This is a genomic window from Streptomyces tamarix (assembly GCF_032423885.1).
Lineage (GTDB): Bacteria > Actinomycetota > Actinomycetes > Streptomycetales > Streptomycetaceae > Streptomyces > Streptomyces tamarix.
Window position 1 is genome coordinate 35,777 of sequence record NZ_JAWCTQ010000012.1, and the last position, 23,743, is coordinate 59,519.

The following is a 23,743-nucleotide window of genomic DNA, read 5'->3' on the forward strand; positions in this document are numbered from 1 at the left end:
GGGGGCGGGAGCAGCGGCCCGGGAAGTGGTGGCGGGAACGGCGGTCCGGGGGCGTTGGGCTGGATGGAGCGCCTGCGTGGTGAACGGCGTCCGGCGCGCCCAGGGTGGGAGCAGGAGGGCCGGGACGGTCCCGGCCCGGTACCGGTGAGGTCATGCCATGCGGGAATCCCGTCTGCTGCCCGGTTCCCCGCCCGACCACGGTCCGGCCGGCCTGCCGCACACCGGACGGCACGACGCGCGGCCACGTTCGGGCGGCGGGCCCGCCGGCGCCCGGCTGTGGCCGGCCGCCGTGGCGGCGGTGTTCGTGACGGCGCAGTTGACGCTGGTGGCGCCGGGTCTGGGGCTGGGCTGGGACGAGACCGTGTACGTCAGTCAGGTCGGCCGGCAGGGGCCGGCGGCGTTCTTCAGCGCGCCGCGCGCCCGCGGCATCACCTTCCTCGCCGCGCCCGTCGCGGCCGTCACCACCTCGACGGGCGCGTTGCGGGTGTGGCTGGCCGTGCTGTCCGGCGTCGGCCTGTTCCTCGCCCTGCGGGCATGGCGCGCGCTGCTCCCGGCGCCGGTCCTGGCGTTGGCGGGGGCGCTGTTCGCGACCCTGTGGTTCACGCTGTACTACGGGCCGCAGGCGATGCCGAACCTGTGGGTGGCCTACGGTGCCCTGGCCGCGGCGGGCTTCTTTCTGCGCGCGGTCCGTGACCCGGGTGACTCCCGGGCTCTCGTGGGCCTGGGCGTCGCGGTGGGGTGGGTGGCGCTGATGCGCCCGCCGGACGCCGTGTGGCTCGTCCTCCCGCTGGCCGGGGCCTCCCTGCTGGTGCGTGCGTGGCGGCGGCCGGTGCTGCTGTGCGTGCTCGCCGCGGGCGCGCTCGCGGGTGGCGCCGAGTGGCTGGTCGAGGCGTACGTGCGCTACGGCGGTCTCGCGGCGCGGTTGCGGCGGGCCGGGGAGATCCAGGGCGGCCTGGGCTGGTACGTCGCGGTGGACGACCACGTCCGGGCGCTGGGCGGCCGTACGTTGTGCCGCCCGTGCGACGTGCCGTGGCGGCATCCGGTCACCGCGCTGTGGTTCCTGGCCCTGCCCCTGCTGGTCGCGGGCGGTGTGCGGGCGGCCGTCCGCACCCCCCACCGCACCGCCGTGAACGCGGCCGCCGTCACCGGGCTGGTGCTCGCGCTGCCGTACCTGTTCACCGTCGACTACGCCGCGCCCCGCTTCCTGCTCCCCGCCTACGCCCTGCTGGCCCTGCCGGTCGCCGTGCTCCTGGTGCGGCTCGTGCGCCTCCGCACCGCCTGGCGGCCCGCCCTGGTCGGCCTGTGCGCGCTCGCGCTCGCCGGACACCTGCTCGTGCAGTACACGGTGCTCGGTTCGGTGACGCGGCGGGTGCGCGCCGACACGGTGACGCATGCGCGGATCGTCGCCGTGCTGCGGGCGCACGGGGTGCGGCCGCCGTGCGTCGTGACCGGCGAGGAGGCCGTCCGCCTGGCGTACCGCGCGGGCTGCGCCTCCCGGCAGCCGGGCGGCCCCGACGCGAGCATCACCCCGGCGGGCCTCGCGCGGACGGCCCTGCGGCAGCCGGTCGCCGTGCTGCTGTCCCACGGCCGTCCGGCCCCCGCGTACGCGCGCGGCTGGCCCTCCCACCCGCTGCCCGACCTGCCGCGCCGGCCGGACTTCCGCGTGCTCGTGTCGCCGTCGGCGAAGCCCTGAGACGCGTTACCGCCCGGGAGTCCTCCGGGGCGCGGGCGGCCCGCCCGGCGCGGCCCGGTGCCACGCGGCGCGCCGGCCACCGCGCCGCCCGGCGGGAAAACGCGCGCCGACGCCTCACGCATCTCGTACGCGGTGTCGGGGATGCGCGGTCGCCCGTCGTGCTCCTCCCGGTCCCCACCGCAGGTGGGACGCCACGCGCGGCGCCCCCGGACCGCCCCTCCGGACGGGTGGGGGAACGCGGCTCCCCGTGCCGGCGGTTCGTTCCGGGCCCGGCCGGGGCGTGGAGCTCGACGGCGGTGGCGGCGCTCCCGGTCCGCCGGGGCACCGGTCGCGCGCCGGTCCGCCCCCGCCCGTGCGGGGCCCGTCTCATCGCGGCGCCGCGGGCCGGCCCCGGAGGGGCCCGCCCGCACGGTCTCTCCCGGGAGGGGTGCGGGGCTCCGGCCCCGGGAGGTGCTCGGGACCGTCACGACGTGGAGGCCGCGTCCCCCGTCGGCCGGAAGGCCGTCGTCCCTCCGGCGGGGCGGCCGGGGGTCCGTGTCGGTGACGGAGCGGACGAGTTCGTCGCCGGAGACGAAGACCTCCGGCCGGCGGGCGCGGCTCTCCGGAGGGGTGACGCACGGCGTCGGTGTCCGGCTCGCTGACGACGGGGGTCGCCGTGGGGCCGAGGTCGAGCGGGTTCCACCGGCGCGGACAGCGCCACAGCGGTACCGGGCCCGTCCCGTGCTCCGGGGAGACGGGTCGAGTGCGCGGGCGGTGAATCCGGTCGGGTGGGTGCCCAGTTCGAGCCCTCGCATCCAATCACTCGTTCGAGAGTCCCGAACCGGCCATTCAAACGCGCCTGCGTACCGGGCCGTATTCCTACCCCCGCTGCCGTCTTCCGCGGTTTCGCCCTCTGCCGCCGTCACCACTGCTCACGCCCCCGTGAGGCGTTCTCTTCGAACGCCCCGGCCGCTTCGCGTGGCTGAGAGTAGTGTCTCCCGTCCACCCCGCCGTGCAATTGCAGACGAGATTGCGCATGACGGTCGCGGGGGTTGGAACCACTGGTACCAGAGCGAGGGGATCCTGCGATGAAGGGCGTCGAGAACGGCGTGGCGGCGAATCTGATTCCGGGTGTTGTCTGGAAGAAGAGCAAGTACAGCAACGGTTCGGGCAACTGCGCGGAGATCGCGGCCCTGCCGGGGGGCGGCATGGCGGTCAGGAACTCGCGCTACCCCGAAGGACCCGCGCTGGTCTACACCCGCGGGGAGGTGGAGGCGTTCTTCGCCGGGATCAAGGACGGCGAGTTCGATTTCGTAGTCGACTGAAAACCGGCTAGAAAGCAGATCATTCGTTTCGGCTGCTTCTCACGGCGAGATACTGGCGCTCCGTAACCGGTGCGCGCGAAAGGAGTCCCGCCCGTGGGAGCAGCCGAACCAGTCCGGTCCTCTCCCCGCATACGGCCGGCGGCATGGCCGCCCGAACGGCGGCAGCCGTTGGTCGGTCCGCTGGGGCGGGTCGAGGAGCACCCCACCGCGGTGAAGCTGATCGTGGGCAACAAGCTCCGCCGTCTGCGCGAGCAGGCGAAGCTGCTCCCCCGGGACGTGGAGCGGGCGCTGGGCATTTCGAAGTTCCGGACCAGCCGTGTGGAGACGGGCCAGGCGGCCTGCCGGGAGGCCGAGGCGCTGAGCCTGCTGGACCTGTACCGGGTCCGCGACCCCGAGCACGTCGACGAGTTCATGGCCCTGGTCCGCCTCTGCCACCGGCCCGAGTGGTGGAAGACGTGGAGCGACGTCGCGGCGGACTTCTTCCAGCCGCTCCTGGCCCTGGAGGGGGCCGCCGAACGCATCCGCACCTACGAGCACTTCTACGTGCCCGGCCTGCTGCAGACCCCCGACTACGCCCGCGCCGTCATCCGGCTGGAGCATCCGGACCTGCTGCCCAGCGAGGTCGACCGGCGTGCCGAGCTGCGCAACGCGCGCAAGCAGCACCTGTGGGAGCCGGACGGGCCCGTGCTGTGGGCGCTCATCGACGAGTCCGTCCTGCTGCGCGACTTCGGCGACCCCGCGGCCCTGCGCGCCCAGATCGAGTACCTGGTCAGCTGCGCGGACCATCCCGGCATCGTCCTGCAGATCGCGCGGATGGCCGCGACGCAGCAGGTTCCGCTGGGCAACAACGTCACGCACCTGAAGTTCGCCCGGTCCGACCTGGCCAGCTCCGTCTACATCGAGCACCTGATCGGTTCGGTGTTCAGCCAGGACCCCCAGCACGTCAAGAAGTACCAGATGCAGTTGGACCGGCTGGCGGCGTGCGCCCTGACCCCCGAGCAGTCGCTCGAGGAGATGAAGAACCTGCTGTGACCGCCGCCGCGCGCCCCGGCGACGAGCCGCGCCGGGCGCGTCACGGCACGATGCCCACTCCCCCCCACTCCTTCCATTCGAAGGTCTTCTGCCGGGGTGCGAGATCGTTGTCCGGCAGCCACGTGGAGACCTCGACGAGCCCGGGCGGGTCGATGACGTCGAGCCCCTGGAAGTAGGCGCGGACCTCGTCCTCCTCCCGGACCCGGCCCCAGTTCCCCTGGGTGGTGCGGTGCATGAAGTCGGTGACGAAGGCCCGTACGCGCGGGTGCTCGCTGACGAGTTGGCAGATGACCAGGCAGCTTCCCGGGGCGAGCCTCCGGATCACGTCGCGGACCAGGCCCGCGGGGTCGTCCGCGTCGGGGAGGCAGTGCAGGACCGAGACGAACAGGGCGGCGACCGGCCGTGAGAAGTCGATGAGCCGGCGCGTTCGCGGGTGTTCGAAGATGGAGTCGGTGTCCCGCATGTCGGCCTGGAGGACCGTCGTGTGCCGGTTCGTCGCGAGCAGGGCGCGTCCGTGGGCGAGCACGATCGGGTCGTTGTCGACGTAGACGACGGACGCCTCCGGGTGGACCCGCTGGGCGACCTCGTGCACGTTGTCCCGGGTGGGAAGGCCCGAGCCGTGGTCGATGAACTGGTCGATGCCGCGCTCCGCGGCCAGGTGGCGCACGACGCGCTGGAGGAACAGCCTGTTGTTCAGGGCGAGTTCGCGCGTACTGGGCAGTTCCGCGAGGAGGGCCTCGCACGCCTTTCTGTCCGAGTCGTAGTTGTCGTCGCCACCCAGCAGGTAGTCGTACATGCGCGCGACACTGGGGGTGGTGACGTCGATGTCTTTCGGGCTCAGCGGTTCCCCGCGCATCCGGACCTCGCCGCGTCGATCGGTTGGAGCTTCGGCAGGAAGGGGCCAATGCTAGGGACGCGGTGAGGGGACGGGGTAGGTCCCGGGCCGCGGTACCCGTTCTGCGGACGGCGTTTCGGTCAGGATCCGGGCACGGCCGCGCCGGTGCGGCCGGTCCGGCGGCGCGCGTCAGGGCTTTCCCGACGCCATGCGGGCCGCGGTGCGCAGGTGCGCGGTGACGGCGGCCTCGTCCAGCCCCATGACGGCCGCGATCTTTGCCTTGGGGAAGTGGAGCTCGTCGCGCAGGAGCACGGCGTCCGCGACGGGCGCCGGCAGCGGGGTGCCCCTGCCGCCGCCCACGGCGCGGTTCACCCAGGTGCACAGGACCCTCCAGGCGACGGCGGAGGGGCGCGCGCTGCTGAGGACGGAGGGCCAGATGGTGACCAGCTCGCCCAGGGCGCCTTCGACGCAGGCCCGTGCGGTCGCAACGTCCCGCAACCGCTGGGCGGCGTACCGGTGGTAGACGTTCTGGTAGAGCAGGCAGAAGGCGGTGTACTCGACCGGGAGGGAGATCGTCACGACGCGGGGGGACGGTGGTTGGCCGAGATCCGGCTTGCCCCTCCGGTCATGTGCTAGGTGGCTCGGGACCATGGCGTTTCGTCCTCTGGCACGGAGCAAGAGGGCTCCTGGGGGGACGGGGCGTTATGCGTCCGGGTGGGTGAGGTGGTCCGGCAGGGGGCCGTCGTGCGGCGGGGCCGCCAGGCAGACGAGGAAGGCGTGGTCGACGTCCTCCCACAGGCCGCGCAGGTCTCCCGGCGGGGCGTGCAGGGCGGTCAGCAGCGCGCTCGTCGTCTCCCAGCAGGGCACCGTGCGTCCGGTGAGGGCGTTCTCGACCGTGTCGGCCCGGAGGAGGCCGGCACTCGCGCGGGCGACGCGTTCGTACGGTGGGCAGCCGGCCGCCAGGTACGTGCCGCGCAGCGCGCCGGACAGGCGCGCCACCGCTTCGCGCAGCGGTGGTCCGGTCGGCCGGGCGAGGCCCCGGCCCGCTTCCCACAGCGGACGCAGGTCGGCGGGGTCGGCGCCGAACACCTCGGCCAGGAGCCGCACGGCCGTCCACGGGGGCAGCCGCTCGCCGGAGAGGACCCCGGAGACGTACGACGGTGACAGGCCCGTCCGCTCGGCGACGTCCTCGACGGACAGGGCGCTGTGCCGGTGGAGGAACGACAGCGCGGAAGCGACCTTCCGCGAGGCGCGCCGGGCGACCTGGGCGGCGTCGGGTGCGGGCGCCCCGGTGTGCGCGAGGAGTTCGTGGCGGGCCGCGGGTGGCGCCGGCGTTCGGCCGGGGCGCGCGGAGCGCTCCTGCGCCCGGTTGCGGAAAAGCCGGTCGACGACCGCCTCGCCCCAGCGGGCCCGGACCGTCGACCGGCTCTGGCACGCCGCCCGGGCCACCTCCTCCCAGTCGGCTCCCCGGGAGCGGGCGTCGCTGACGGCCGCGGCGGCGTAGTGGTCCAGTTCGGCGCCGATGTGGCGCACCTGGGCGAGCAGACCGGCGAGGTCCTCGTGCGCGTGCTCCAGCTCCAGGAGGCGTGCCACCGCGGTCTGCAGGTCCTGGGCGATGCCCAGCGCCGCGGGGAAGTGGTGCCCGGGGCGGCGTGCGCCGCCTTCCTGGCGCCGCCGGCGCTGGGCGCGGCGCCGGCAGTTCCGGTCGCAGTAGGCACGCGGCCGGCCGGGTCCCGCCGTCCGCGGGAGGGGTGCCCGGCAGTGCAGGCAGGTCGTCGGCGTCGGGGATGTGTTGCCCATGGTCCTCCCTCAGGACTTCGCCCTGCGCGGATGCCCGAACCCTGATCGCTCCGGGGGCGGCGAACGATCGTCCGGCCGCCCGGGGCCGTCCGGCGGACGGTGCGCGTCGGACAGGCGTCACGGGGGCCGCCGGTGGCGGCGCGAGCACGTCGGGAGAGAGCGTGACGACCCGGGCACGGCGCCGGTGCGAGCCGCCGGCTCCCCCGCCGCTGTCACGCCCCGCCGGCCTCCCCGTGCGGGAGCCGGAACGACGCGGCTTCCACAAGGGACCTCCTTGGACGAGCGGGCCGGTCAACGGAGGGCCCGGGGTGCCGATCGGCGGATGCGCGGGCCCGGCCCCTCCTCTTGGCGCTGATGAACGTACCGCTTCGCTTCACTCTTTCGCCACGCGCAGGGGTGTTGGTCCGGGGTCCCGCTTCGGCCGCCCCTTGTCGAGTGTCGAACGCGCGTTCCGAGATCGGCACTCCCACGCGCGTGGGCATTTCAACGAATGATCGATTTTGATCGGAAGCAAACCGTCTTTGCCGGTTGACTGTCGTCTCAGCGACTGTCTTTCTGTACGTCAGTTCCTAATGTGGCATACGTCAAAGAAACGTGACATGGCTCTGGGGCTGTGCTATTGCGAGTTGCAATAACAGGGTGCAATTTCAGTTCCCCGGCAGCGCTTCACCGGGAGGGCGCCCCTGCGCGGGGTCGGCGGAGGCGGCGACCGGCCGCGCGGGCCCGGCTCCGTTCCGCCCGGTCACGCCCGGCCCCCCGCCCCGGCCCGCCAGAACCGGCACAGCTCGTGGACGAGCGCCTCGGGCGCCTCTTCGGCGATGTGGTGGCCGGATTCGATCGGGCCTCCCTCCAACCGGCCTCCCGCCCAGTCGCGCCACACGCCCAGCACGTCGCCGTAGAGGTCGACCATGTCGTCGCGGGTCGCCCAGAGGACCTGCACCGGGCAGGCGATGCGCCGGCCGGCCCGGCGGTCGGCGTCGTCGTGCTCCCGGTCGACGCCCAGGCCGGCCCGGTAGTCCTCGCACATGGCGTGCACGGTGGCCGGGTCGTGGACGGCGCGGCGGTAGTCCTCGTACGCCTCGGCTCCCATCTGCTCCGGGGTGGCCTTGTACCAGGCGTCCGGATCGGCGTTGATGACCCGTTCGGCGGGCTTGGCGGTCTGCCCGAGGAAGAACCAGTGCCACCAGCTCGCGGCGAACGCCGCGTCACAGCGCCGCAGCGCCTCCCCGATGGGCACGGCGTCGAGCACGCTCACCGCGAGGACGGCTTCCGGGTGGTCGAGGGCGAGGCGGGTGGCGACGTACGCGCCGCGGTCGTGGCCGACGACGGCGAACCGCTCGTGCCCCAGGCCGCGCATCAGCGCCAGGCAGTCCCCGGCCATGGCGCGCTTGGAGTACGGGCGGTGCTCCGGGTCGGTCGGGGGCTTGGAGGACCGGCCGTAGCCGCGCAGGTCGGGGCAGACCACCGTGTGGCCGGCGGCGACCAGCAGCGGGGCGACGCGGTGCCAGGTCGCGTGGGTGCGCGGGTGGCCGTGCAGGAGCAGCACCGCCGGGCCGCTGCCGCCGTAGCGCACCCGTAACCGGGCCCCGTCCCCCTCGCGTCGCGCCAGCGTGAAGTCGTCGAACACCTGACCCCCTCGTGTCGGCCTGCCCGCCGTCTGCCCCGGATCACCACGTCCACACGGCCGGCGGTGCGGCGACGGACGAGGGGGCGCGGGTCGCGTCCCCCTCGGCGGGGCGGAGCGGTGGACGACGCCCGCGCGGCCCGCCCGGTGACGCCGGCCCGGTGCCCGGGTGCTCCGTTCGGCCGTGCCGCGCGGCCTCCGGCCGTGCGCGCCGGGCGGTTCCGCCGTTAGCGTCGAAGGGCCCGGCCGCCCCGGCGGTCGCGGCCACCCCACCACCCGGTGTCGCATCTTGGAGCTGCTCGTGGACAGGTCAGCGCTGGCGGAGGCAACGGCCCGCAAGGCGGCGGAGCACGGCGGGCAGGTCTCGGCCGACGACGTCGGGCGGGTGCTGGAGGCCCTGTTCGGAACGGTCACCGAAGCCGGGACCCTGGCCGAGGCGCTCCGGCGGGACCAGGCCGTCAGCCTCATGGGCTTCGGCAGTTTCCACGTCGAGGACGGGACGGCGGTCCTGCGGCCCGGGCAGGCGCTGACGGAGTACCTCAACGGCGACGTCGGCTGACCCGCCCGTGAGGCGGGACGTCCGCCGTCCCGGCGTGCGGGTGTCCGCACGCGCCGCCGCGCCCGCCCGGCGTGCGGGCGGGCGCGGCGGCGCTGCGGGCGCGCGGCGGGTCAGACCTCGCCGCGCCACGCGCCGGTCTCGGTGCCACGGCTCTCGATGAAGGTCTTGAACCGCTCCAGGTCACCGGTGACCCGCCGCTTGACGAAGCCGAGCTTGTCGCCGACCGTCTCCGCGAAGCCGTCGGGGTCGAAGTCCATCTGGAGCATGACCTTGGTGGTGGTGTCGTCGATGCGGTGGAAGGTGACGACGCCGGCCTGCTTCACGTCGCCGTCCACGGTCGTCCAGGCCACCCGCTCGTCGGGGATCTGCTCGGTGATCTCGGCGTCGAACGACCTCTCCACCCCGTTCACCTTGGTGGTCCAGTGAGTGAGGGTGTCGGTGCGCTGCTCGATCCGTTCCACGCCCTCCATGAACTGGGGGAAGGTCTCGAACTGGGTCCACTGGTCGTACGCGGTGCGGACCGGGACGTTGACCGTGACGGATTCCTCGACCTGCGACATGGGGAAGTCCTCCTCTGGGTCGGCGCGGCCCCTGCCCGGGAGCCGCGGGTTCCGTTTGCCGGAGACTGGCGTATACCCCCGTCCCCGGATGTCATGACGTCCGAAGGGGCCTTCCCCGACGCGTCGGGCCGAACGGGCCGGGCGGGCCGGGCGGACAGGGCGGCGCCCAGGGAGGGGCCGGCTCCCGCCGGGGGCCCCGTGTCCCGGAGGGGGTGCCGTGCGGGCCGCCGGGGCCCGGCCGCTCCGCCTGCCCCCGGCCCGGGCCGTGCGGGGCAGGGGTGGCGGCCGGGGCCGGTGGGGCGGCCCGGATGATCGGAGACATGCTGCTCGAATCCCTGTCCGTCGCCGCGTTGGTCGTGGTGCTGGTCTGCGCCGTGGTCCGTCCCTTCCGCTGGCCGGAGGCGGCCTTCGCGGTACCCGCCGCCGCCCTGGTGGTCGCCACCGGCGCGATCGGGCCGGACGCCGTGCGGGAGGAGGCGGCCCGGCTCGGGCCGGTGATCGGGTTCCTGGCCGCGGTCCTGGTGCTCGCCAAGCTCTGCGACGACGAGGGCCTCTTCCACGCCTGCGGGACCTGGATGGCCCGTTGGGCCCACCGCCGCCCGCGCCGGCTCCTCGGTGCGGTCTTCTTCCTCGCCTCGCTGATCACCGCCGCGCTCAGCCTGGACGCCACCGTCGTCCTGCTGACCCCGGTGGTCTTCGCCACCGCCGCCCGCATGGGCGCCCGACCCGGGCCCCACGTCTACGCGAGCGCCCACCTGTCCAACACCGCCTCCCTGCTGCTGCCGGTGTCGAACCTGACGAACCTGCTCGCCTTCACCGCCACGGGCCTGACCTTCACCCGCTTCGCGCTGCTGATGCTGTTGCCGTGGCTGGCCGCCATCGCGGTCGAGTACGCCGTCTTCCGCCGTTTCTTCGCCGCCGACCTCGACGCGCCCGCCGAGCCGGTGGAGGGGCGGGAGGCGCCGGAGCTTCCGCTGTTCGCGCTGGTGACCGTGGCGGCGACGCTGGGCGGGTTCGCGGCGGCCTCCGCGGCCGGTGTCGACCCGGCCTGGGTCGCGGCGTCCGGCGCGGCGGTGATGGCCGTCCGTGCCCTGGCCCGGCGCCGCACGACCCCGACCGCGATCGTGCGCTCCGCCGCCCTGCCGTTCCTCGCCTTCGTCCTCGCCCTCGGCATCGTCGTACGGGCCGTGGTCGACAACGGGCTCGGCCCCGCCCTCGGCGCCGTACTGCCCGACGGCACCTCGCTGCCCGCGCTGCTCGGCACCGCCGCGCTCGCCGCGCTGCTCGCGAACCTGATCAACAACCTGCCGGCCGTCCTCGCCCTCGTCCCGCTGGCCGCGCCCTCCGGCCCCGGCGCGGTCCTGGCCGTCCTCCTGGGCGTCAACATCGGCCCCAACCTCACCTACGCGGGCTCCCTGGCCACCCTGCTGTGGCGGCGCATCGCCCACCACCACGGCCACGGCGTCGAACTGGGGGAGTTCACCCTCCTCGGCCTGCTCACCGTCCCCGCCGCCCTGCTCGCCTCGACCCTCGCCCTGTGGGTGTCTCTGGCGCTCGTCGGCACCTGACCGGGGCCCGCGCGGCCCGCGTCCGCGCCCGACCGGGCCCGTGCGCCCGCGCGGCTCCCGCCGACGATGATCGGGCCGTGATGGGGTAGGAGGACCACGACCGCCCTCGCCACTGCCCCCGAAGGAGCCGCAGGTGACCGACGACGCCTACCTGTTCCTGCTGGACGACACGACGCCGCCGCTCGGTGTGCCGCCGACCTCCGTCGGCGACCTGGCGTGCCTGGAGACCCCCGCCGTACGGGCGTGGCTCGACGCGTACGGCGTCACGGTCACATCCCCGCGGCTGCGGCTGGTGCCGCCGGAGGAGACGGCGGCCATTCCGGAGCAGGCGGAGCGGCTGCCGGTCCCGCTGAGCGACGAGGAGCTGAGCCGGCTGCGGCACCACGGCGCCCCAGAGGCGCTCGCCGACGTCGAGCGGCAGCTCCTGGCCTACCGGGAGAGCGCGGACGGCCGCGACGCCCTGCTCGGCCGGGCGGTGGCGGCCGGCGTGCCCCTGGAGCGCATCGTGGAGCTGACCGGCGAGGACCCCGCGACCGTGGCGGCCGCCGCCCGGTGACACGGCGGCCCGCCGCGCGACCGGGCTGGGCACCGGCTCGTTGACCGCTCGACCGAGGACGAACGGAGAGACGCCCGTGAAGTTCAGTCACGCGCTGCTGCCCGACTATCCCCTGCAGGATTCGCTGGCCTCCATCAGGCTCGCCGACGAGCTCGGCTTCCACGCCTGCTACGCCGCCGACGAGACGTGGCACAAGGACCTGTGGCTGCTGTTCGCCGTCGCCGCCGGGCAGACCCGGAACATCCGTCTGGGGCCGAGCGTCTCCCCGGTCACCCTGCGGGAGCCGACGTTGATCGCGCAGGCGCTGGCCACGCCCGACGAGCTCTCCGGGGCGCGCGGAAGCCGTGCTGTCCAGCGGCAACTTCGGGCTGCTCGCCCAGTACGGCATCGACTGGGCCCGCACCCGCCCCCTGTCCCGGGTCAAGGAAGCGCTGCACGTGGTGCGGACGCTGCTGGACGAAGGCACCATCACCCATCACGGCGAGTTCTACACGTACGAGGGGCTGTTCACCTTCGCCCGGCCCGTCCAGCGGCGGGTGCCCCTCAAACTGGGCGCGATGCGCGGGCCCAGGTCCTTCGAGGCGGCGGGCGAGCTGTCCGACGGGTGCCATCACGCGCTGAGCTACACCGCGGAAGCCTACGAGTACGCCGTTCGCCACATCAGGGCGGGGGCCGAGCGGGCGGGCAAGGACTGGCGCTCCCTGGACATCGGCGCCTGGGTCGTGTTCGCCACCGGGCCCGACTCCGCGCGGGCCAAGGAGGCGGCCCGCAGCATGGTGGGGATCTACGCCTCCTCCATGCCGGAGGAGCAACTGCGCCGCAACGGGGTCGACCCCGCCGAGCTGGAGCCCGTGATCCGGGCGATCGCTGGGGGCGACCTGGCCAGGGGCATCGAGCTCACCACGCCGGAGGTCGCCGAACGGCTGTCCGTCGCGGGCACCCCGGCCGAGTGCGCGGAGAAGATCCGCACCCAGATCGCCCCCAGCGGGGTGAACCACGTCATCTGCGCCGTCACCGACCGCCGGCTGGTGCACGCGTTCACCGGCAGGGACCTGGACGGGGTGGCGGACGTCGACACCCAACTGCGCCTCGTCCACGAGCAGATCATGCCCGTCTTCGCCTGACCGGCCCGGGGCCCGGCAGCGGCGGTGCCGGCCCGGTACGGGCCGCCCCCGGGGAGGGGCGGACGCCCGGCCGGCGAATCACCGCCCGCGGTCCGCTCCCACGGTGCCGGCGCGGAGGTCGGCGGGGGCGCGCGCACCGGCCGGGGCCGTCCCGCCGCGCGGAGCACCGGCGGAGCTCCGGCGGATCGCGGGGGCTTCGCGGGGGCTTCGCGGGCGGACGGCCGGGCCCGGCGGACGCTACTCGGGCTGCGTCACGGTCAGCGCCCACCGGACCGTCTCCGTCGAGGCGTCGACGGAGACGAAGAAGGATCCCGAGCGGACCACTCCGGCGTCCATGGCCACCGAGCCCACCCCGGCGGTCCCGGCCGGGCAGGCGACCGTGAACGCGGCGACCTCCGTCCCCTGCGACTCCATCACCACCCGTACGTCGCCGCCCTCGCACGCCACCGTGAGCACGGTCGGCAGCCCCTCCCAGGCGCCCCCCGAGGCCACTCCGCCGTCTCCGACGCGTTCCCCCACCCACACGAGGCCCTCCGGACCGGGGTGGGGCAGCAGGGCGCCGGTCGACGCGGCGGCGGGCCCCGCCACCGCGCCCGTCAGCACCAGGGTCGCCAGCGCCGTCACGGCCCGGGCCTTCCTCGTCGCTCTCATCGTCACTCCTCGTCGATCCGTCACGGGCCCCGAAGTCTGCCGGGGCACAACGGCATCGCACATGAGTACGAGTACTCACCCGTTCCCTTTCGCGGTTCCGCCGCGACACGCCGGCCCGTTCGGCGCTCCGGCCGCAGGACGGCCGACCCGGGACGGCCCTCAGTCGCCGTCCGGCGGCGGGGAAGGGCTCCCGGCGCGCTCGCCGGGATCCGGGGGCGCGGGAGCGCGACGCCGGTCGGCCGGGCCCAGCAGCTTCAGTATCGCCTCCGAGCGGCTGTGCACCCGTAACTTCCGGTAGGCGGACTGCAGGTGATTCTTGATCGTGCGCTCGGAGAGACCCATCCTCTTCGCGATGATGCGGTTGGACGCTCCGGTCATCAGTAATTCCACTGCTTGCTTTTCCCGATCGGTGAGCCGGTCCCAGGGCGCTCCCCCGCCGCGTTTTCCGCTTTCCCGGTCGGACGCGCAGGGGAGTTCACGGCCGGTCGCTTCGGTTTCGTGTTCGCAACTCTTTCCCTGCTCCATCCTGACCAGGATGTGAATGATCTCCTGGAGGGAAGACAACAGGTCGCACCCGAGGCAATCGGAGCACACGTGCGCGTGATCTCCGTCCGCCTGTCTGTGTGGATCTGGCATGGGGGAAGATCGCTTTCTTTCCTGGTGGGATCGCGCGGATGGCGGAGTGAGGGGGTGCGCCGGCGCCTTTACGCCGTGATACCCCTTCCGGCCGCAGCGAAGCAACAGCCGGACACGCTCGCCCGGAAGTTTTCCGGGGCCTCCCCCTCGACGTCCCCGCAGCGTCCACAGGGATGCGGTGCCACTCGTGTGACGCGTGTGATGACAGAGGGAAAAGTGCTGGGCAAGGGCGGCGGGGAATCTTCCGCCCGTGTCGTTCCGACGACGGTTTCCCGCCCCTTCGTATCGGTCTCAAGGGACCAGGCGGTACGCGGCGCGGACACGGGACGGCGGGAAGCCGAATCGGCACGGGCAGACCCGCCGAAAACGCACGCAGCCGTGCTTTTCCCGGGAGGACCAGCCCGAAGGTACCGCCGCGGCGCAGGCATGCAGATCCCTCCACGGGCTATCCGTGACGGGTCGTCTTGTTCAGCACGAAGGAAGAGGGACGGGTCGTGCCGCATCCACTGCCGCTTTTCTCCGCGATTTCCCCGGAAGCCTTCGAAGCGCGGAAAGAGAAGGGACGGAAACGTTCTCGCGGTGGCGTGGCGGGCGCCCCTCCCCGTCCCGTGGCGAGCGGTCCGGGCCAGGTGGACGAGCCCCGTGCCCACCCTCCCGGGGAACCGGCCCGGGAGGGACCCCGCCGGCCCGTCCGCCCGCGCCCGTGGCGCGAACCGGCGGGGGCGTCGTTCCGCAGCCGACTCCCACGACCGCCGCGCACGGTGCGCGGAAGGGACGGGAGCGGCGCGACGGGAAGGGGCCGCCGCCGCTCGCCGGGGAGCGCGTCGCGGCGGCCGGTCCCCGGGAGGACGCCGCCGCCCCCGCCGTCGCGCCACCCCCGCCCGTACCCCGCACCCCGCACCCCTGATCCCCGAGGAGGATTCCCCATGGCAGCCACGGAGTTCATCGACGCGGTCGGCGCGAACGTCGCCGACCACGTCCGGAGCAACGAGCTGATCGCCCTGGCCCGCGAAGGGAAGATCGAGAAGGCGCATCTGAGGCGGTTCGCCCTGGCCGAGTTCCAGTCGCAGGAGGCGGAGTTCACCGCCTACGGCCTCCTGCTCTCCCGCTACCCGCACGAGGTGCCCGGCGGCTTCTTCGCCTTCGTGTCCCACGAGCTCATGAAGGCGCGGCACCGGATGGTCTCCGGCGCCGCCGCCTCCGTGGGCCTGTCCGCGGACGAGATGCGCACCGCGCCGGTCGCCGAACCGGTGCGCCGGTTCACCGAGTTCATCTCCTGGGTGGCGCTCCACGCCGGGGCGGCGGAGGCCGCCCTGCTGGCCCGCACGGACTTCACCCTGTGGTGCAACACCTGCGCCGCGCTCGGCGACGTCCTGCGGGAACTCCCCGACGTGCCGGGGGAGATCGTCGACTACGTCGACGCCTACCGCCACAATCCGCCGGAGGTCGCGGACGGTGTCCTGGAGGTCATCGACCACGGGCTGGCGCGGGGCGAGCGCGAGGAGTGGATCGCCCGGAGCGCGGTGCGGATGGAACCGGCCCTGAGGGCCTGGTGGCGGTCCGTGGCCTCGGGCACGGGACACCCGGACCACTGAGGGGCCGGACGGCCCGGGCGCACGGGCGGGCCCCCGGCCACGCGGCGGCCGGCTGCCGCGGCGCCGCCCGTTCGGGACCGGGCACCCGCCCGTGGTGGCCCGGCGCCCGGGCGGGGGCCGGAGGTCCACCGGGCTTCCGCCCCGCACCCCCGTGCCGGGGGCCGGACGCGCCCGGAGCCGACCGGCGGGGGCCGGGCGCCTCCCGGAGACCGCCGGCCGGCACGCCGCCGCGCACCCCGTCCCGGCCCCCGGCCCCGCCCGCTGGCCCGAACCGCGGCAAGACGCGGCAAGACGTTGCACGACGAGGAGCGCTGAGCGCCATGGACTCCACGCCCCCACCCGCCTGCGACCTGCAGGTCGACTTCCCCTTCGACTACGCCGCCCACGTCGCCGGTGACCGGCGGGTCGGCCGTCTCCCCGAGACGGCGCTCGGCACCCCCGTGGCCGTCATCGGCGCCGGCGGCAGCGGACTCGCGGCCGCCTACGAGCTGATGCGGGCCGGTTGCCGGCCCGTGCTGTACGAGGCGGAGCGGAGCGAGGACGGGCCCGGCGGACGCCGGCTGGGCGGACGCATGTACAGCCGCCGGCTGGACCCCGCGGACAGCGCCGTCGTGGAGCTCGGCTGCATGCGCTTCCCCGACTCCGCCCGGCTCCTCCGCCAGTACGCCGACGCCTTCGGCATGCACTGGGAGCCCTTCCGCGAGAACTACGCCAAGGGCACCACCCCGGTGACCGTGTGGGACGTCGACGGCAAGCGGTACCCCGTCGAGGAGATCACCGACCTCCACGACCTGGACGACGGCTTCCGCCGCGGCCACACGCGGTGGCGGCAGGCCCTCACCCGCATCGGCCTGCAGCAGGTGCAGCGCGACGTCGCGGCACGTGACCTGGCCTCGCTGCGCGCCCGCTGGACGCGGTTGGTGCGGGAGTACGAACAGTGGACCTTCTACCGCTTCCTGCGGGACCCCGACGGAGCCGGGCTCACCCACGACCAGGCCCGCCTGCTGGGCACCGCCGGGGTCGGCCCCGCCGCCTGGGACAGCTTCTTCGACCTCAGCATGGTGGAGGTCCTCCGGCTGCTGCTCTGCACGGAGGGGGGCACCCAGTACTACCCCCGCGAGGGGATCAGCGCCCTGGCCGAGGGGTTCTGGACCCACCGGTCCCCCTCCCCCGGCGGCCGGCCCACCAGCCTCGAAGAGATCAACGGGGGCGCGCCGCGGCCCGCCGTGACCGTGGTGGAGGTGGAGGAGGACCGCGACCGCGGCGTCGTCGTGCACAGCGCCGACGGCCGCGCCGAACGGTTCGCCGCGGCCGTCTTCACCCCGCAGCTGCACCTGCTGGAGACGAACGTGGAGCTCCGGTCCACCGCCCCGGGGCGGTCCCCGCTGGGTCCGCGCCTGTGGCGCGCCGTCCGCCGGCTCAGCTACTGGCCCTCCTCCAAGACGGCCCTGGTGCTGGACCGCCCGTTCTGGGAGGGCACCTCCCTCGACGGCGTGACCCTCACCGACCGGCTGCCGCGCGCCGCCTACACCGTCGACTACGGCCCGCCGCGCGGGGAAGGCGGCCGCCGGGCGGTGCTCGACCTCTCCTTCACCTGGGCGCAGGACGCCGTGAAGGTCTCCCCCTCCGGCCCCCGCGACCGGGTGCGCCTCTTCGTCCGCGACCTCGCCCGCATCCACCCCGACGTCGCCCCCGAGCTCGCGCGCCGCGCGGACACGGCGGAGGCCGTGACGATCTCGTGGGAGAGCGAACCCCACTTCCGCGGGCTGTGCCGCTTCTCCCGCCCGGGCGAAGCCCCGTACGTGCGCGACCTGTTCGCCCACTTCATGAAGGACTTCGCCGGGAAGCCCGCGGTACCGGGCGAACCGCGGAACGCCCTCTTCCTCGCCGGCGACGACACGAGTTGGTCGCCGGGCTGGCTCGACCACGCGCTGGCCTCGGGGATCAACGCCGCGTGGGGCGTGCTGCGCCTGCTCGGCGGTCGCCACGAGCCGGGGAACCCCGGGCCCGGCGACGTCTGGGACGACCCCGACTACACGCCCCTCGCCTTCGATCCGTAGCCGCCGCTCCCCCGTGAGCCCCCGCAGAAAGGTTTCCATGAGCGATCATCCGCACCGAGACGTCCTGCTGCGACCGGACCGGGTCTGGGACGCGGTCGGCGACGCTCCCGTGGCCGGCCCGCGCGTCCTCGTGCGGGACGGGCGCGTCGCCGAGATCGGCGACCGCGTCCCCCCGCCGGCCGGCGCCCTCACCGTGGACCTTCCCGGCTGCACCCTCACGCCCGGCTTCATCGACTGCCACGTCCACCTGCTGGACGAGGCGGCGGAGACCGCGCCGGTCGGCTACCAGGTCCTCACCGCCGTGCCCGCGCTCCGCGCCCTGCTCACGGGCGGGTTCACCACCGTGCGGGATCTCGGCGGGGCGCACCTGCCGCTGAACGTGTCGCTGGCGCGGGCCGTGGAGGACGGGCTGGTCGAGGGGCCGCGCGTGCTCGCGGCGCCCAACATCCTGTCGCCCCGCTCGGGCCACGGCGACAAGCGACCCGACCTCAGCCAGCGCTACGGCGTCCAGATCGGCACCGTCGCCGACGGCCCGGAGGAGATCCGGCGCGCGGTGCGGGAGCAGGCGCGGGCCGGGGCGGACTGGATCAAGTTCGCGGGCAGCGGCGGCTTCTCCTCACCGGCCGACGCCCCGTCGAGCACGGCCTACTCGCAAGCCGAGGTGACCGCCCTGGTGGCGACCGCCCGGGACCTCGGCCTGCCGTGCGCCACCCACGCCTTCAACGACGAGGCCGTCACCCGGGCGGTGAACGCGGGGGTCCGGAGCGTCGAGCACGCCTGCCTGGCGACCGACGCCGCGTACGAACTGATGGAACGGGAGGGGGTCCACCTCGTTCCCACCCAGTACGTGCAGACGTACTTCCTGGACCGGCTGGACGACGACGGCTTCTGGAGCGGCTCGCCGGCCATGCGCGCCCGGTACCGCGCGTACGCCCCCGCGCTCCGCGCCGGGCTGCGGCGGCCGGCCCGCTCCGGGGTCGCGGTGGCCTTCGGCACCGACGCCGGCATGTTCCCCCACGCCGACAACTGGCGCGAGTTCCCCACCCTGCTGGCCCACGGGTTCACCGCCCTGCGGGCGCTGCGTGCCGCCACCACCGTCGCCGCCGACCTCCTGGGGCGGCCCGACCTCGGCCGGATCGCCCCCGGGGCGACCGCCGATCTGATCGCCCTCCACGGCGATCCGTTCCAGGACGTCACCGCCACCGGGCGCGTCCGGTTCGTGATGAAGGACGGCGTCGTCCGCCACCGGGAGGTCTGACCCCCGGCACTCGCCGGCGCCGGCCCGGCGGGGCGTGTGCGGCCCCGTACCGAGGGTAGCCGAAGGCCCTGGAGGCAGAGCCCGGAGAGGGGGCCGGTGATGGCGTGGAGGGTCCGGCGGGACACGGCCGAGCAGGTGGGGCAAGAGGCGGCCCCCGACCCCGGAGCGGGGCCCGCCGGCCCCACGTGGCCGCGGGGCGCCCGCGTCGCGGCCATGCTGGTGGCCTTCGTGTTCATGGTGGGGTTCGCGGTGGTGTTGGCCCGGTTGACGCTGGAACCGTCCCTCGCCTCCGAGCGGCTGACGCACAGCAACCTGCGCCCCGGCGACTCCATCCGCCAGTACCTCGCGCAGCCCGCCTTCCGCGACACGGTCAAGCAACTCGGCGGGAACATCGCGCTGGGCGTGCCGTTCGGGCTGCTGCTGCCCGTGCTGGCGCCGCGTGCGCGCGGCCTGCTGCGGGTGGTGGCGGCGACCGCCGTCGTGATGACGCTGGTGGAGCTGGTACAGGGCGCGCTGATCACCGGGCGGGCCTTCGACGTCGACGACGTGATCCTCAACAGCACCGGGGCGCTGCTGGGGTACCTGCTGCTCGGCCGGAGGCTGGGCCGCGCCGTCCACCCCCGGCGCCGGCACTGGTGGCACCGGTTCACCCGGCGCGCCGCCTGACGGGCGGTGCCTCCCGGCCGCCGCGCCGCACGCCGCGCTCCGGCACCGGCCCGGCGCCCCGGCCCGCCCCGGGTACGGGTTCCCTCCGGCACCGCCGCGCCCGCCCACCGCCAAAGGGGCGGGAGTGCCCGCCCGACGCGCGTGTCACCGCCCTGAGCAGGGAAAGCGGAGCGTCATGCCGACCGAAAACGATCAACCCCTCAAGCGGGCCCTGACCACGCGCCTGCTCTACTTCTTCATCCTCGGTGACGTCCTGGGCGCGGGCGTGTACGTCCTCATCGGCCAGATCGCCGCCGACTCGGGCGGGGCCGTGTGGGTGCCGCTGACCGTCGCGCTCGTCCTGGCGCTGCTCACGGCGGCCTCGTACGCCGAGCTCGCGACGAAGTACCCGCGCTCCGGCGGGGCCGCGCACTACGTGACCCGCGCCTACGGGCCGTTCGCCGGGTTCCTCGCCGGGTTCTGCATGCTCGCCGCCGGGATCGTGTCGGTGGCCGCGCTCGCCCGGGGCTTCGCGGGCGACTACCTGGCGGTCTTCGTCCCGGTTCCCGTCGGTCCGGTGGCCGTGCTGTTCCTGGTGGCGCTGGCCCTGCTCAACGCCCGGGGCATCCGCGAGTCGACCCGCGCGAACGTCGCCGCCACCGTCGTCGAGGTCGGCGGCCTGGCGGTCATCGTCGTGCTCGGGGCCTGGCTCCTGGTGCGGGGCGAGGGGGACCCCGGCCGGCTCGTCCAGTTGGGGACGGCGGACCGGGGCGCCGCGGCGGCCGTCCTGAGCGGCGCGGTGCTGGCGTACTACTCGTTCGTCGGCTTCGAGACCTCCGTGAACGTCGCCGAGGAGACCCAGGACCCCCGGCGCTCCTACCCGCGCGCCCTGTTCGCCGCGCTCGTCACGGCCGGTGCGGCGTACGTCCTGGTGGGTGTCGCCGCGTCCGCCGCCGTCCCGACGGACACGCTCGCCGGGTCCAGCGGGCCCCTCCTCGAAGTGGTCAGGGCCGCGGGCGGGGTGCCGGAGTGGCTGTTCAGCGCCATCGCGCTCGTGGCCGTCGCCAACGGCGCGCTGCTCACCGGGATCATGTCCTCGCGCCTGACGTACGGCATGGCCCGCGACGGCCTGCTGCCCGGCGTCCTCACCAGGGTGCTGCCCGGGCGCCGCACCCCCTGGGTCGCGATCGCGGCGACGACCGGCCTGTCGGCGCTGCTGGCCCTCACCGGCAGCGTCGCCACGCTCGCCTCCACGCTGGTCCTGCTGCTCCTCGTGGTCTTCTTCGCGGTCAACACCGCGGTCCTCGCGCTGCGCCGCGACCCGGGCGGATCGGACCACTTCCGGGTCCCGACCGTGCTGCCCGTGCTCGGCGCCGCCTCCTGCGTCCTGCTGGCCACCCGGATCGAGGCCGCGGTGTGGCTGCGCGGGCTGGTCGTCCTCGGCACGGGCCTGGTGCTGGGCGCGGTCGTCGCGGCACGGCGCGGCACCGGACGCGCGGCGCGGGACCGGGGCTCGCGCGGGTAACCACCGGGCAGGCCGGGCCGTACGGGACGACGGGGCGCGGGTCCGGGGCGCGCGGGTAGCCGCCGGGTTCCGCCGGTTCGCGCGCACCGGGACGGCACGCCGACGGCACCGTCCACCGGCTCCCGTACGACGCGGTCGCCGTCGCGGGGCGGCAAAGGGCCGGCGCCCGGGGCGCGTGGGGCCGGCCCGGGGCGTGGGGTCGGCACGGGGCAGGAGGGCGCCGCCGGACGGCGGTGGCGCAGGAGCGCCGGGGCCGCGGTCTCCGGGCCCCGACCGCGAGGACCGCCCGACCGTGGGGACCGCCCGACCGTGGGGACCGCCCGACCGTGGGGGCCGCCCGGCCGGACGGTCCGGGGAGTCCCGGCGACGGGCCGCTCCGGCCGAAATCTGCTTGATCCACTTCGGGGCGCCCGACGATACTGCTCCGATGAGCCGAATCGGTGTGATGTTCGACAGGGACCAGCGTCCGGAGGAACTGAGGGACTTCGCGCGCGAGGCGGAGAGCCTCGGCGTGGACGACCTCTGGGTCGTCGAGGACCTCGCCTGGGCCGGGGCCGTCTCCTCCGCCGCCCTGGCGCTCACGGCCACCGACCGGCTGCGGGTCGGCATCGGCATCATGCCCGCGCCGCTGCGCAACCCCGCCCTACTCGCCATGGAACTCGCCGCGCTGGCGCGGGTCTTCCCCGGCCGCCTCGTCGCGGGCGTCGGCCACGGCGTCCCGGAGTGGATGGCCCAGGTCGGGGCGGCGACCCCCACCAAGCTGGCGCTGCTCGGGGAGACCGTCACCGCGGTGCGCACGCTGCTGCGCGGCGAGTCCGCGCACGTCGACGGGCGCGCCGTCCGCATCGACGGGGTGCGCCTGGTCCACCCGCCGGCCGAGCCCCCGCCCGTCGTCACCGGCGTCGTACGCCCCCGCTCCCTGGAGCTCTCCGGCCGCTGCGCCGACGGCACGATCATGGCCGAAGGGCAGGGCCCGGACGCCGTCCGTGCCGCCCTCATCCACATCGCGGCGGGCCGCGCGTCCTCGTCCGCCGCCCCCACGGCCCACCAGTTGATCGTCTTCACCCACCTCTGCGTCGCGGAGGACGCCCCGGACCGGATCGCCGCGGCGACGGCCCCCGTGCGCGCCGAGTACTCCGACTGGCTGGGGATCCCGCCCGAAGACGTCTTCCTCGCCTCCGGCACCCCTCGGTCCGCCGCCGCCCGCGTCCAGTCCCTGTGGGACGCGGGCGCCGACACGGTGGTGCTCCGCCCGGTCGGCGACGACCCCCTGGAGCAGGTGCGGGCGGCACTGGCGGCGCTGGGTCGCTGACGCGAGCCCGCCGCTCCCCGCCCCTCCCCCGCCGGGCCACTGGACCCGGCGGGGACGCGCCGCCATGATGGGAGCGCTCCCATCACCGGATCCGAAAGCGTGCCCATGCGCAGCCAGACCAAGCGCCAACTCTCCCCCGACGCGCTCGACGCGCTACTGCGGGCTTCCACCGGCATCGGGTGCCGCCTGGAAGCGGAGTTGGCCGACGGCTGGTTCAACACCGCCTACCGGGTGGTGCTCGACGACGGCCGTCCCGCCGTCGTCAAACTCGCTCCGCCCGCCGACGCGGCGGTCCTGCGGTACGAGCGCGGCATCATGGCGACCGAGGCCATGGTCTACCGGCGGATCGCGGCCCTCCCGGGAAAGGGCGTGCCAACGCCCGACCTGCTGTACGCGGACGGGGAGTTCCTCGTCCTCTCCCTGCTGGACGGCGTGCCGTGGGACAAGGCCGGCGCCCGTCTGCCGCCCGCCGCGGAGGCGGCCCTGCGCCGCGAGCTGGGAGCGATCGCCGCGCGCCTGCACACCCTGACCCCGGAGGACGGCCGGTTCGGCTACCCGGCCGCCGAGTCCGCGCTGTCCGCCCCCGACTGGCGCACGGCCTTCAGCGCCATGGTGGAGGCGCTCCTGGAGGACGCCGAGCGCTGGCGGTCCCCGCTCGGACTGTCCCCCGCCGACGTACGGGCGGCGGTGGCCGAGGGCGGTCACGCGCTCGACGAGGTCACCGAACCCCGGCTGGTCCACTTCGACCTGTGGCCGGGCAACGTCTTCGTCGCCCCCGCCGGCGAGGGGGAGCGCCACCTGATCACCGGGCTCATCGACCACGAACGGGCCTTCTGGGGCGATCCCGCCGCCGAACTGGTCTCCCTGTCCTTCGGCGGCGACACCGGCCCGGACAGCGACCTCGCGGCCGGCTACACCGGCGCCGGCGGCTCCCTCGACTTCACCCCCGCCCTCCGCCACCGGCTCGCCCTCTACCACCTCTACCTGGGCCTGCTGCTCGTCGTCGAGTGCGGCCCCCGCGGTTACGGCTCCGACCACCTCGCCTTCTGCCGCGGCCTCCTCGCCGGCGCCTTCGACCGCCTGCGCGCCCTGGGATAGGCGGCCCCCGCCGGGGCCGGTACCGGAAGGGGCGCGCCCGGCGCACCGACCGCCCCGTCGCGCGCGTCCGGATTCCGGAAGGGGCGGCCCGCCGGGCGGACGATCCGGCACCCCCGGCCCCCTTTCCCGTCCCACCTCTTTACGCCTTCCGCGTGCGCGGGTAACTTCCCGTTCCCGTAAGAAGTTTCAGCAAGTTTCCGTTCGCCCTTCCAGTACGGCTCCCCCCGTACCTGTCCCTGAGGCGCGTCAGGGAAGGCGGCCGGACAGGCGCCGTCACACGCGCCTGGAGCGCCAGCCGCCGCGGCTCG

20 protein-coding genes and 1 pseudogene are annotated in these 23,743 nt (G+C 74.9%); 14 read left to right on the plus strand and 7 right to left on the minus strand.

Features of this window, described 5'->3' with window-relative positions; translation table 11 throughout:
- Nucleotides 1–157: 157 nt before the first annotated feature.
- The 3 genes from RND61_RS12165 to RND61_RS12175 all read left to right on the plus strand — a co-directional run bounded on the left by RND61_RS12165 (nucleotide 158) and on the right by RND61_RS12175 (nucleotide 4,029).
- On the plus strand, nucleotides 158–1,693 hold the full coding sequence (locus RND61_RS12165) for a hypothetical protein (RefSeq protein ID WP_315877900.1): 1,536 nt from the start codon (nucleotides 158–160) through the stop codon (nucleotides 1,691–1,693).
- A gap of 1,067 nt (nucleotides 1,694–2,760) precedes the next feature.
- Nucleotides 2,761–2,997: a DUF397 domain-containing protein gene (locus RND61_RS12170; protein ID WP_315877901.1), complete on the plus strand. Its 237-nt coding sequence runs from the start codon at nucleotides 2,761–2,763 to the stop codon at nucleotides 2,995–2,997.
- A gap of 210 nt (nucleotides 2,998–3,207) precedes the next feature.
- Nucleotides 3,208–4,029: a helix-turn-helix domain-containing protein gene (locus RND61_RS12175; RefSeq protein ID WP_315877902.1), complete on the plus strand. Its 822-nt coding sequence runs from the start codon at nucleotides 3,208–3,210 to the stop codon at nucleotides 4,027–4,029.
- A 40-nt stretch (nucleotides 4,030–4,069) separates the two neighbouring features.
- Here RND61_RS12175 and RND61_RS12180 read toward each other — a convergent pair whose 3' ends face one another.
- From RND61_RS12180 to RND61_RS12195, 4 genes are all read right to left on the minus strand, one after another.
- Nucleotides 4,070–4,885, minus strand: coding sequence for an SAM-dependent methyltransferase (locus RND61_RS12180; protein ID WP_315877903.1), 816 nt, complete (start codon nucleotides 4,883–4,885; stop codon nucleotides 4,070–4,072).
- Nucleotides 4,886–5,053: 168 nt separating this feature from the next.
- Complete coding sequence (locus RND61_RS12185; protein WP_315877904.1) at nucleotides 5,054–5,443, minus strand: hypothetical protein; 390 nt, start codon at nucleotides 5,441–5,443, stop codon at nucleotides 5,054–5,056.
- Nucleotides 5,444–5,566: 123 nt separating this feature from the next.
- Complete coding sequence (locus tag RND61_RS12190) at nucleotides 5,567–6,664, minus strand: helix-turn-helix domain-containing protein (RefSeq protein WP_315877905.1); 1,098 nt, start codon at nucleotides 6,662–6,664, stop codon at nucleotides 5,567–5,569.
- 742 nt (nucleotides 6,665–7,406) lie between these two features.
- The gene (locus tag RND61_RS12195) at nucleotides 7,407–8,291 is read right to left on the minus strand and encodes an alpha/beta fold hydrolase (RefSeq protein ID WP_315877906.1); all 885 of its coding nucleotides are present in this window, start codon (nucleotides 8,289–8,291) and stop codon (nucleotides 7,407–7,409) included.
- Nucleotides 8,292–8,589: 298 nt separating this feature from the next.
- On the opposite strand from RND61_RS12195, the gene RND61_RS12200 reads away from it, so the two are divergent.
- Nucleotides 8,590–8,847: an HU family DNA-binding protein gene (locus tag RND61_RS12200; RefSeq protein ID WP_315877907.1), complete on the plus strand. Its 258-nt coding sequence runs from the start codon at nucleotides 8,590–8,592 to the stop codon at nucleotides 8,845–8,847.
- A 110-nt stretch (nucleotides 8,848–8,957) separates the two neighbouring features.
- Here the strand turns inward: RND61_RS12200 and RND61_RS12205 are convergent, their stop codons facing one another.
- On the minus strand, nucleotides 8,958–9,407 hold the full coding sequence (locus tag RND61_RS12205) for an SRPBCC family protein (protein ID WP_315877908.1): 450 nt from the start codon (nucleotides 9,405–9,407) through the stop codon (nucleotides 8,958–8,960).
- Between the two features lie 320 nt (nucleotides 9,408–9,727).
- On the opposite strand from RND61_RS12205, the gene RND61_RS12210 reads away from it, so the two are divergent.
- The 3 genes and pseudogenes from RND61_RS12210 (at nucleotide 9,728) to RND61_RS12220 (ending at nucleotide 12,655) form a co-directional block, all read left to right on the plus strand.
- Nucleotides 9,728–10,975, plus strand: coding sequence for an SLC13 family permease (locus tag RND61_RS12210; RefSeq protein ID WP_315877909.1), 1,248 nt, complete (start codon nucleotides 9,728–9,730; stop codon nucleotides 10,973–10,975).
- Between the two features lie 133 nt (nucleotides 10,976–11,108).
- On the plus strand, nucleotides 11,109–11,531 hold the full coding sequence (locus tag RND61_RS12215) for a DUF6003 family protein (protein ID WP_315877910.1): 423 nt from the start codon (nucleotides 11,109–11,111) through the stop codon (nucleotides 11,529–11,531).
- Nucleotides 11,532–11,607: 76 nt separating this feature from the next.
- Nucleotides 11,608–12,655, plus strand: a pseudogene (locus RND61_RS12220) (LLM class flavin-dependent oxidoreductase).
- 237 nt (nucleotides 12,656–12,892) lie between these two features.
- On the opposite strand, the gene RND61_RS12225 reads toward RND61_RS12220, so the two are convergent.
- Both RND61_RS12225 and RND61_RS12230 read right to left on the minus strand, forming a co-directional pair.
- Nucleotides 12,893–13,306 carry a hypothetical protein gene (locus RND61_RS12225; RefSeq protein ID WP_315877911.1) on the minus strand — a complete coding sequence of 138 codons (414 nt, stop codon included), beginning with the start codon at nucleotides 13,304–13,306 and terminating at the stop codon, nucleotides 12,893–12,895.
- A 159-nt stretch (nucleotides 13,307–13,465) separates the two neighbouring features.
- Nucleotides 13,466–13,831, minus strand: coding sequence for a response regulator transcription factor (locus tag RND61_RS12230; RefSeq protein WP_315877912.1), 366 nt, complete (start codon nucleotides 13,829–13,831; stop codon nucleotides 13,466–13,468).
- Nucleotides 13,832–14,868: 1,037 nt separating this feature from the next.
- Between RND61_RS12230 and RND61_RS12235 the strand changes: the two genes are divergently transcribed.
- From RND61_RS12235 to RND61_RS12265, 7 genes are all read left to right on the plus strand, one after another.
- Complete coding sequence (locus RND61_RS12235; RefSeq protein WP_315877913.1) at nucleotides 14,869–15,537, plus strand: hypothetical protein; 669 nt, start codon at nucleotides 14,869–14,871, stop codon at nucleotides 15,535–15,537.
- Nucleotides 15,538–15,857: 320 nt separating this feature from the next.
- Nucleotides 15,858–17,597 carry a flavin monoamine oxidase family protein gene (locus RND61_RS12240; RefSeq protein ID WP_315877914.1) on the plus strand — a complete coding sequence of 580 codons (1,740 nt, stop codon included), beginning with the start codon at nucleotides 15,858–15,860 and terminating at the stop codon, nucleotides 17,595–17,597.
- Between the two features lie 37 nt (nucleotides 17,598–17,634).
- Complete coding sequence (locus RND61_RS12245) at nucleotides 17,635–18,855, plus strand: metal-dependent hydrolase family protein (protein ID WP_315877915.1); 1,221 nt, start codon at nucleotides 17,635–17,637, stop codon at nucleotides 18,853–18,855.
- A gap of 99 nt (nucleotides 18,856–18,954) precedes the next feature.
- Complete coding sequence (locus RND61_RS12250) at nucleotides 18,955–19,521, plus strand: VanZ family protein (protein WP_315877916.1); 567 nt, start codon at nucleotides 18,955–18,957, stop codon at nucleotides 19,519–19,521.
- 175 nt (nucleotides 19,522–19,696) lie between these two features.
- A complete protein-coding gene (locus RND61_RS12255; RefSeq protein ID WP_315877917.1) occupies nucleotides 19,697–21,025 on the plus strand; it encodes an APC family permease in 1,329 nt (442 codons plus the stop codon).
- A gap of 427 nt (nucleotides 21,026–21,452) precedes the next feature.
- Nucleotides 21,453–22,337 (plus strand): LLM class flavin-dependent oxidoreductase, encoded by an 885-nt coding sequence (locus RND61_RS12260; RefSeq protein WP_315877918.1) that lies wholly within the window; start codon nucleotides 21,453–21,455, stop codon nucleotides 22,335–22,337.
- Between the two features lie 105 nt (nucleotides 22,338–22,442).
- Nucleotides 22,443–23,435: a phosphotransferase family protein gene (locus RND61_RS12265; protein WP_315877919.1), complete on the plus strand. Its 993-nt coding sequence runs from the start codon at nucleotides 22,443–22,445 to the stop codon at nucleotides 23,433–23,435.
- The last annotated feature ends 308 nt before the right edge of the window (nucleotides 23,436–23,743 follow it).